This is a genomic window from Streptomyces sp. NPDC054847 (assembly GCF_053610925.1).
The window spans coordinates 1-9,214 of the sequence record NZ_JBSGZJ010000295.1; the positions used below are offsets into that span (position 1 = coordinate 1).

General features: G+C 67.1%; 5 protein-coding genes. 2 read left to right on the forward strand and 3 right to left on the reverse strand.

Annotation, left to right across the window (positions count from 1 at the left end; genetic code table 11):
- Positions 1–402 precede the first annotated feature (402 nt).
- From ACWGH4_RS24615 to ngcE, 3 genes are read right to left on the reverse strand one after another with little or no spacing between them, the layout of a single operon-like run.
- Complete coding sequence (locus ACWGH4_RS24615; protein WP_441264871.1) at positions 403–1,326, reverse strand: ABC transporter permease subunit; 924 nt, start codon at positions 1,324–1,326, stop codon at positions 403–405.
- An 11-nt stretch (positions 1,327–1,337) separates the two neighbouring features.
- Positions 1,338–2,261, reverse strand: coding sequence for an ABC transporter permease subunit (locus tag ACWGH4_RS24620; protein WP_441264870.1), 924 nt, complete (start codon positions 2,259–2,261; stop codon positions 1,338–1,340).
- 41 nt (positions 2,262–2,302) lie between these two features.
- Complete coding sequence (ngcE, locus tag ACWGH4_RS24625; RefSeq protein ID WP_453464619.1) at positions 2,303–3,745, reverse strand: N-acetylglucosamine/diacetylchitobiose ABC transporter substrate-binding protein; 1,443 nt, start codon at positions 3,743–3,745, stop codon at positions 2,303–2,305.
- 574 nt (positions 3,746–4,319) lie between these two features.
- Here ngcE and ACWGH4_RS24630 point away from each other — a divergent pair.
- Both ACWGH4_RS24630 and ACWGH4_RS24635 read left to right on the forward strand, forming a co-directional pair.
- Positions 4,320–8,093, forward strand: a complete 3,774-nt coding sequence (locus ACWGH4_RS24630; protein WP_453464625.1) for a GH92 family glycosyl hydrolase — start codon at positions 4,320–4,322, stop codon at positions 8,091–8,093.
- Between the two features lie 150 nt (positions 8,094–8,243).
- On the forward strand, positions 8,244–9,167 hold the full coding sequence (locus ACWGH4_RS24635; protein ID WP_453464622.1) for an FG-GAP repeat domain-containing protein: 924 nt from the start codon (positions 8,244–8,246) through the stop codon (positions 9,165–9,167).
- Positions 9,168–9,214: the final 47 nt, after the last annotated feature.

Sequence of the window (9,214 nt, forward strand, 5' to 3'; positions counted from 1 at the left end):
CCATGGGGGCGTCAGCCCCCATGGGGTCCGGGGCTTGCCCCGGTTTCGGGGAAGGGGCGGGGTGGGGGAACGCCCCGCGCAGCGGCACCAAGGCGTGGCGTGGGCCCGTGCGCGGGCGTCAGCGTCCACCTTCCCGAGCCACTGGGGGCGTCAGCCGCCGTGGGGTCCGGGGCCTGCCCCGCCACGCGGCGGAGCCGCACATCGGTGCAGCGGGAAGGGGCGGGGTGGGGAAAGGCCCCGCGCAGCGGCAAGGCCAGGACAAGAACCGGGCCGTGCACGGGGTGTTCGGGGGGTGGCGGCGCAGCCCCCACACACCCTGCCCCCTCCCCCGGGAAGGGGAAGAGGGCGTCAGGCCCCGCGGGGGCCGGGGGAAGCGCTCGCGCAGCGGCAAAGGCGGTGGCGTTACTTCAGCGCGCCCGCCGTCAGGCCCGACTGGACCTGGCGTTGGAAGATCGCGTAGACCACCAGCACCGGGAGCATCGCGATCATCATGCCGGCCATCAGCGCGCCCCAGTCGTTCTCGTAGCCCTGCTGGAGCGCGATCATCGCCAGGCCCTGGGTGAGGACGTACTTGTCCTCCTGCTGGTTGAGGACCATCGGCAGCAGGTACTGGTTCCACTGGCCCAGGAAGTTGAAGATGCCGATGCTGATCAGGCCGGGCTTGGCCATCGGGAGCATCACCTGGAAGAACGTACGGCTGTGCGACGCGCCGTCGATCAGCGCCGCCTCGCCCACCGACGCCGGGAGCGTGCGGAAGAACGCCGTCATGAAGAAGACGGTGAACGGCAGCGAGTAGGCGATGTAGACCAGGATCAGTCCGTGGTAGGTGGCCAGCAGCGAACTGCCGGGGAAGTCCCGCATGACGAAGAACAGCGGGATCACCAGCATGAAGACCGGGAAGGACATGCCGGCCACGAACAGGTAGTAGATGAACCGGTTGCCGGGGAACTCGAAGCGGGCCAGCACGTAGGCGGCCATGGATCCGAGGACCATCGTGCCGATCACCGAACCGCCCACGATGATGGCGGTGTTGATGAAGTACTGGCCCATGTTCGCGTCCTCCCACGCGTTGGACCAGTTCTCCCAGTGGAGGACCGTCGGCAGGCCCCACGGGTCGGTGAGGATCCCGTTGCTGTCCTTGAAGGCGCTCCAGGCCACCCAGAGCAGCGGCACGCCCACCATCAGGCCCCACACGATGAGGATGCCGTGGGAGAAGACGTTGAGGATCCCGCCCTCGGACGACTTCCGTTTCGCCGGTTCGGGGGTGCGGTCGGCCGTGGCAGGGGCGTCCTGCTTGGCCACCGTTTCGATCTCTTCGGTCGTCATCCGCCCTACCCCTAGTACTCGATCCGCTCACGCCGCGCGAAGCGCATGGTGAGCACTGCGAAGGTCATCGTGACAATGAGCATCGCGACGCCCATGGCGGAGGCATAGCCGAACTGGCTGTCGCGGAAGGCCGTCAGATACAGCCGGAGCGGCATGACGTCCGTCGCACCGTCCGGTCCGCCCATGTTCACCGACATGATCTGGACCAGGGCGAAGGCGTCCAGCGCGATGATGCCCATGTACACCCAGCCGGTCTGGACGGTGTCCCACAGCAGCGGGAGCGTGATCCGGAAGAAGGTGTGGAAGCGGCTGGCGCCGTCCAGCAAAGCCGCTTCGTAGATGTCACGCGGGATGGAGGCCATCGCCGCGGAGAACAGGACCACGTAGAAGCCGACGTGTCCCCAGACCATGACGGCGCTGATGCACCAGAGCGCGAGGCTCTTCTCTCCGAGCCAGGAATTCTGCAGCCCGTCGAGGCCGACGGCTCCCAGGAAGGAGTTCAGCATTCCGTCGTCGGGGTCGGGGTTGTAGATGTTGAACCAGATGACCGCGATGATGGTGACGGAGATGACCTGCGGGAAGAAGAAGACGAATTTGTACATCTTCGATCCGCCGACGCCGGTGATGACTTCGTTCTTCCGGCGTTTGCCGCCGACGTTCAGCATGAAGGCGAAGAAGAGGCCGAGGCCGAGTGTGACCACCGGGACGAGCGCCAGCATGTAGACGTTGTGGCGCAGCGCGTTCCAGAAGTCGCTGCTCTCCCAGAGCCGCTGGAAGTTCTCCAGGCCGATGAATTCGGCGGTTCCCACCAGGCCGGACCAGTTCGTCATGGAGATCTGGAAGGCCTGGACGAACGGCGAGATGACGAAGATCGCATAAACGATCAGAGGCAGGGCCAGGAAGCCCACGATGAATCGGTATTTGCCGTGTTGCACTGTTGCTTCCCGGCCCTTCCCTCGAAAGCCGAACTGATCGGTCAGGCGCTGCGCTTGAACTTGGTCACCGAGTCGTCCTTGGCGACCTTGTCGGCCTCCGCCTGGGTCTTCTTGATCCAGTCGGCGGCCTTCAGCTCGCCGGTGAGCAGCTGCCCCGTGAGGCCGCCGATCTTCTCATCGGTCAGCGCCGGGTACCACTCCTGCAGCTGGAGGCTGATCAGGTTGTCGCCGGCCTCCTTGAAGACCTTGCTGGCCGAGGCCAGGCCCGGGGAGAGGCTCATGCCCTCGGTGGCGTCCATGACGCAGGTCAGGGACTTGACCTTGGTGGCGAAGTTCTGCGCGTGCTTCTTGGAGAGCATGATGCGCAGCAGCTCCATGCCGCCGGCCGGGTTCTTGCCCTTGGAGGCGACGATGTACGGCTCGCTCGGCTCGCCGCGCAGGGTGCCGTGCGGCATCTTGTCGCCGGTGCCGTCGAACAGCGCGCCGACCGCCATGCCGAAGTCCTTCGGCGTGGTGGGGGCGGACTCGTTCTCGACCCAGGAGCCGTTCGGGAGGAAGACGGCCTTGCCCTTGTTCCAGGCGGTCTGCGACTGGATGTGGGTCAGGCCCTGGCTGCCCTCGAGGAAGTACTTCTTGGCCGCGAGCTCCTCGTAGTGCTCGACGACCTCCTTGACCGCGTCGTTGGAGGTCCAGGCGTTCGGCTCCAGGTTGTCGATCTCGATCCACTTCTCCATGCCGCCGATCTTGGCGATCTGGGCGAAGAGGTTGAAGTGGACGTAGTACGGATACTTGCCCGGGTACGTCCAGGGGGCGATGCCGGCCTTCTTGATCTCGCCGCAGAGCGTGACCATCTCGTCGAGGGACTTGGGGTAGGCCCAGCCCTTGTCGTCGAGCAGCTTCTGGGAGTACCAGGTGCCGTAGATGGTGAAGGCGTAGTAGAGCACGTCGAACTTGTCGCCGTGCTTGCCCTTCTCGATGGTGCTCGGGTGGATGGTGTCCCTGACCTTCTTGGCCGGGTCGTCCATCGAGGCGGCGTCCAGCAGCACGGTCAGGTCCTGGAGCTGGCCCTGGGTGGAGAGCTGGTTCATGTTGAGGTGGTCGGCGCCGGAGTTGTCGATGACGTCCGGCGGGTTGCCGCCCGCGAAGCGCGGGGTGAGCTTGGGGCCGACCTGCTGGGTGCCGGTGTGCTTGATCTCGGCGCCGTAGGTGGCCTTGTAGTCGGCCTCCGCGTCCTTGGCGTACTGGTCGCCGAGACCGCCCTTGAAGATGAAGGCCTCGAGCGGGGCGCCCTGCTTCACACCGAGCGGGTTCTTCTCGGACTTCTCGCCCCCGGGGGCCTTGGTCTCCTTGTCGGTGCCGCCACCGCCGGTGGCGCAGGCGGACAGGAAGCTCATCGTCGGAATCGTGAGCAGGCCGAGCGCGGCCGAACGCTTGATCAGGTTGCGACGGCCGACGCCCTCGTTGTGGGCGGAGGTGGATCCCATGCTCAAGTCCTCGCCTTCTCCAGGACTCAGGCGGTGTACCGGTCGCCCGTCCTTCTCGCCTCAGGCGAAGGGCCCCGCCACCGCGGTCAGTTGCTGTGTTTTCCCGAAGGGAAACTCAGTGAAGCTCGGATCGTGCGGCTGACAGCGGGAACGGAGTAGCTGCCGCCGGCGGTCGCGTGCTCCGCACGTGTCCGCCGCCCCCGTCCCCCCTGGTCCGCTGCCGTACGAAACGGCTGTGCGGACGCCGACAGGTATAGTCCACTTCCCGCCGAGTGAGCAAGATCAAATGCAAGGTTGGACGCCCATCTTTCCCGAGTTGAGACCTCGCGGACACATGGGACCCGAAAACACCCTTACGACCGCAGCATTCTTAACGGATCGTCCGATTCCGACCGGCACGTCCCGCCAACACCCTTGACACCGTAGGACACTTGCCTCCCTACTGGAGCCTGCGCCTCGCGCCTGACAACGTTGTCCAAACGCGACTTCCTCTGGAGGAAGACCCGGGATGCAGCCCAGAAACAGACCCCGGCCCAGAAAGATCAATCCGGTCACCCTCGTGGTGACCGCTTCCATGCTGGTGTTGACGGCTCCTTCCGCCGCCATCGCCCTGCCCTCGGAACCCGGGCAATCCACCTCCCCGGGCCGGGAATTCAGATCGTCCTTCGAATCGGACGAAGCCCAGCCGGACTGGCGTAATACCGTTGAAGTGGGCACCGACGGAAAGAAGCGGTCATCGGGTGTCGACGGCGGCTTCTCCAGCGGAATACCGGGCAATGTCACCGACAAGGTGATCGAGCTGCGGGCCAGCGCCGAGAACACCGGCGGCGGCGAGACCAAGGAGAATCTGGTCGACCTGCTGCCGAGCAGCAAGTGGCTGGCGTTCGAGCCGACCGCCTGGATCGAGTTCGACACGGAAGAGCCGGTCAAGGTCTCCACCTACGCCCTGACGTCCGCCAACGACTTCGCCGCGCGCGACCCCAGGGACTGGACGCTGAAGGGGTCCGCCGACGGGGAGAACTGGACGGTCCTGGACAGCCGTTCCGGTGAGACGTTCGCCGAGCGCTTCCAGACCAGGACCTTCGACATCGGCGCCCCCTCCGAGGTGACGGCCTACGCCCACTACCGCCTGGAGATCACCAAGAACAACGGCGCGTCCGACATCACCCAGCTGGCGGACGTGCAGTTCTCCAACGGCGACACCAGCGCCCCCGTCCCCGACGACATGCGCAGCCAGGTCGACCGCGGCCCCAGCGGCTCCCCCACCGCGAAGGCCGGCGCCGGCTTCACCGGCAAGCGCGCCCTGAAGTACGCCGGCACCCACAAGCCGGACGGCAGGGCCTACTCGTACAACAAGGTCTTCGACGTCGATGTCGCCGTGCGCCGTGACACCGAGCTGTCGTACAAGGTCTTCCCCGCCATGGCGGAGACGGACCTGAACTACCCCGCCACGAACGTGTCGGTGGATCTCGCCTTCACCGACGGCACCTACCTGAGCGATCTGGGCGCCACGGACTCGCACGGCGGGCTCCTCACGCCCGCGGGCCAGGGCGCCGCGAAGCGCCTGTACGTCAACCAGTGGAACGCCGTCGCCTCCGGCATCGGCACCGTCGCGGCCGGCAAGACCGTGGACCGGATCCTGGTGGCCTACGACTCCCCCAAGGGCCCGGCGAAGTTCCAGGGCTGGATCGACGACGTGGCCCTCGCGCCCAAGGCGCCTACGAGGCGGCTCGAGCATCTCTCGGACTACGCCTCCACCACCCGCGGCACCAACTCCAGCGGCTCCTTCTCCCGGGGCAACACCTTCCCCGCCACCGCCGTCCCCCACGGCTTCAACTTCTGGACCCCGGTCACCAACTCGGAGTCGAAGAGCTGGCTGTACGAGTACGCCCGCGGCAACAACGCGGACAACCTGCCCACCGTCCAGGCCTTCAGCACCAGCCACGAGCCCAGCCCCTGGATGGGCGACCGGCAGACCTTCCAGGTGATGCCGTCGGCGGCCGAGGGCGCCCCGGACACCTCGCGCACGGCCAGGGCTCTGCCCTTCCGGCACGAGAAGGAGACCGCAAGGCCGCACTACTACGGTGTCACCTTCGAGAACGGCCTCAAGGCCGAGATGGCGCCGACCGACCACGCGGCGATGATGCGCTTCACCTACCCCGGTGACGACGCGAGCGTCATATTCGACAACGTCACCAAGGAGGGCGGCCTCACCCTCGACGCCGCGAACCGCTCCTTCACCGGCTTCTCGGACGTCAAGAGCGGCCTCTCCACGGGCGCCACCCGGCTGTTCGTGTACGGCGTCTTCGACGCGCCGGTCACCGACTCGGCCTCCGAGGGCGTCACCGGCCGGCTCCGCTTCGACGCCGGCGACGACCGCACCGTCAACCTGCGGATCGCGACCTCGCTGATCAGTGTGGACCAGGCGAAGAAGAACCTCGCCGACGAGATCCCGGCCGGTACCCGGTTCGAGCGGGTGAAGGACCGGGCGCAGGACGCCTGGGACGACATCCTCGGCAAGGTCGAGGTCGAGGGCGCCACCCACGACCAGCTGGTCACGCTCTACTCCAGCCTGTACCGGCTCTACCTCTACCCGAACTCGGGCTTCGAGAACACCGGCACCAAGAAGCGCCCGGAGTACCGGTACGCGAGCCCGTTCTCGCCGATGACCGGCCCCGACACCCCGACCCGCACCGGCGCGAAGATCGTCGACGGGAAGGTCTACGTCAACAACGGCTTCTGGGACACCTACCGCACGACCTGGCCGGCCTACTCCTTCCTCACCCCGAAGAAGGCGGGAGAGCTGGTCGACGGCTTCGTCCAGCAGTACAAGGACGGCGGCTGGATCTCCCGCTGGTCCTCCCCCGGCTACGCGGACCTGATGACCGGCACCAGCTCCGACGTGGCGTTCGCCGACGCGTACGTCAAGGGTGTCGACTTCGACGCCGAGGCCGCATACGAGGCGGCGCTGAAGAACGCGACCGTCGTCCCGCCGGCCTCCGGCGTGGGCCGCAAGGGCATGGAGACCTCGCCGTTCCTCGGCTACGCCTCCACCTCCACCCACGAGGGCCTGTCCTGGTCGCTGGAGGGCTACCTCAACGACTACGGCATCGCCGAGATGGGCGAGGCCCTCTACAAGAAGACGAAGAAGGCCCGCTACAAGGAGGAGTCGGAGTACTTCCGGAACCGGGCCCGCAACTACGTCACCCTCTTCGACTCCGAGGCCGGCTTCTTCCAGGGCCGGAACCTGAAGGGCGACTGGCGGGTGGAGAGCTCCAAGTACGACCCGCGCGTGTGGGGCTACGACTACACGGAGACCAACGGCTGGGGCTACGCCTTCACCGCTCCGCAGGACTCGCGCGGCCTGGCGAACCTGTACGGCGGCCGCTCGGGCCTCGGTGAGAAGCTCGACACCTACTTCGCCACGCCGGAGACGGCGTCGCCCGAGTTCGTCGGGTCGTACGGTTCCGTCATCCACGAGATGACCGAGGCGCGCGATGTGCGGATGGGCATGTACGGCCACTCCAACCAGGTCGCCCACCACGCCACGTACATGTACAACGCGGCCTCCCAGCCGTGGAAGACCCAGGAGAAGGTGCGTGAGGTCCTCTCCCGCCTCTACACCGGCAGCGAGATCGGGCAGGGCTACCACGGTGACGAGGACAACGGCGAGCAGTCGGCCTGGTACCTCTTCTCCGCGCTCGGCTTCTACCCGCTGGTGATGGGATCCGGGGAGTACGCCATCGGTTCGCCGCTGTTCACCAAGGCGACCGTGCACCTGGAGAACGGCCGCGAACTGGTCGTGAAGGCCCCGAAGAACAGCGCGAAGAACATCTACGTGCAGGGCCTGAAGGTCAACGGCAAGAAGTGGAACTCCACGGCCCTGCCGCACGAGGCGATCGCCGAGGGCGGCGAGATCGAGTTCGCGATGGGCCCGAAGCCGTCCGCGTGGGGAACCGGGAAGGACGCGGCGCCCGTCTCCATCACGCAGGACGACGACAAGCCCGCGCCGCGGCACGACATGATCCCGGCCGGCGGCCCGCTGTTCGACAACACCTCGGCGACCACGTCCGCGTTCACCTCGGTGGACCTCCCGGTGACGTCCGGGACCCGCGCGGTGCAGTACACGCTCACCTCCGCGGCGAAGGACAAGGCGCCGACGGGCTGGGTGCTGCAGGGTTCGGCCGACGGGCAGTCGTGGACGGATCTCGACGAGCGGTCGGGCGAGTCCTTCGGCTGGGACAGGCAGACCCGCGTCTTCGGCGTGGCCGAACCGGGCTCGTACGAGCACTACCGACTGGTCGCCGACAGCGAGGTGACGCTCGCGGAGGTGGAACTCCTCGAGTGACGAATCGGGGCAAATCCTTGTACCCAAGTCGACTCAGATGCAATCGAGTTGACATGTAAAGATCGTGTGCAACGATCCTGTGGATACAGTGACCTGCCGTGCCTCTTGAGGCGCGGCAGGTCATGACCACTTCGATCGGGGAGCAACTACGTGGCCAAATTCTCTGGCCTCAAGAGCACGGGGCTCGTCTCCCGCGCCACCGTTGCGGCGATAACCGCCGCCCTCGTCGGCACGACCACCAGCGCGGTGGCGGCCGACGGCCCGCAGGACGCTGCCAAGGCGGCGACCGGCATCCAGCAGTCCGCGCCGGAGGCCGGGGCCTTCGGCGCCCAGGCCGCGGCCGACGCCCCCGTCAATGCGCTGTACGGCATCGACGGCGGCGGCGACATGTACGGCTACCCGCCGAACGGCGCGGGCGGTCTCGAGAGCCGGGAGCTCGTCGGCTACGGCTGGCAGGCCAGCAAGCACATCACCCAGGCCGACCGTGACGCCGACGGCAGCGCCGACGGCATCTGGGACATCACCAACGGTCAGATGCACTGGACCGAGTTCGGCTCGGACCCGGTTCTCCTGGGCAGCGGCTGGGGCATCTACAACAAGATGCTCTCGCCGAGCAACCTCGGCGGCGCCGCGGCCGACGACGTGATCGCGCGGGACAGCTCCGGCGTCCTGTGGATCTACCTCGGCTACGGCGACGGCAAGCTCACCAGCCGCACCAAGGTCGGCTCCGGCTGGGGCATCTACAACCAGATCACCGGCAAGGGCGACCTGACCGGTGACGGCAGGGCCGACATCGTCGCGCGCGACGGCTCGGGCGTGCTGTGGCTCTACAAGGGCACGGGCAACTACAAGGCGCCCTTCCAGGCCCGCACCAAGATCGGCGCCGGCTGGAACATGTTCAACAACATCGTTTCCGTCGGCGACATCGATCTGGACGGCCTCACCGACCTGATCGCCCGCGACACCACGGGCAAGCTGTACCGCTACTCGGGCACCGGCAGCGCCGCTGCCCCGTACCAGGGGCGCGTCACGATCGGCACCGCCGGGTGGAACACCTACCGCCTGCTGTTCTGATCCGCGGCGACACGCCACAGCACAACCGGGCCGCGCCCCTCTCGGGG

Coding starts and splice junctions, on each gene's coding strand:
- ACWGH4_RS24615 (WP_441264871.1), bottom strand. CDS start 1,326: ATGACGACCGAAGAGATCGAAACGGTGGCCAAGCAGGACGCCCCTGCC.
- ngcE (WP_453464619.1), bottom strand. CDS start 3,745: ATGGGATCCACCTCCGCCCACAACGAGGGCGTCGGCCGTCGCAACCTG.
- ACWGH4_RS24630 (WP_453464625.1), top strand. CDS start 4,320: ATGCTGGTGTTGACGGCTCCTTCCGCCGCCATCGCCCTGCCCTCGGAA.